The sequence below is a fragment of the Comamonas halotolerans genome (genome assembly GCF_030162935.1).
GTDB classification, from domain to species: domain Bacteria; phylum Pseudomonadota; class Gammaproteobacteria; order Burkholderiales; family Burkholderiaceae_C; genus Comamonas; species Comamonas halotolerans.
Genome location: NZ_JASAUZ010000057.1, coordinates 1 through 308 on the forward strand (window position 1 = coordinate 1; position 308 = coordinate 308).

The window sequence follows — 308 nt, forward strand, 5'->3', positions numbered from 1 at the left end:
CCACCACCGGTGCGTGGACAGTGACCGCACCGGCCGAGCAACCCAGCGGCGCTGTGAACACCGTGGTTACCGATGCAGCCGGCAATGCGGGCGCCGGTGACAGCGTCTCCTGGACTTCGTCAGATACCACGCCGCCTGACACAGGCGCAGCAGGCACCACGGTTACTGTGGGCGTCATTGCCGGTGATGGCGTGGTCAACAGCACGGAAGCAGGCGCCACTGTGCCGGTGACCGTGACGCTGGCCAATGTGCCTGCCGATGCAGCCACCACCACGGTCAACGTGCGGGTGAATGGTCAATCGTATGCG

General features: G+C 65.6%; 1 protein-coding gene. It reads left to right on the forward strand.

Annotated features, from left to right (window positions below; all coding sequences use genetic code 11):
* On the forward strand, positions 1-308 hold a 308-nt coding region (locus tag QEP11_RS16595; protein ID WP_284337761.1), incomplete at both ends, for a hypothetical protein.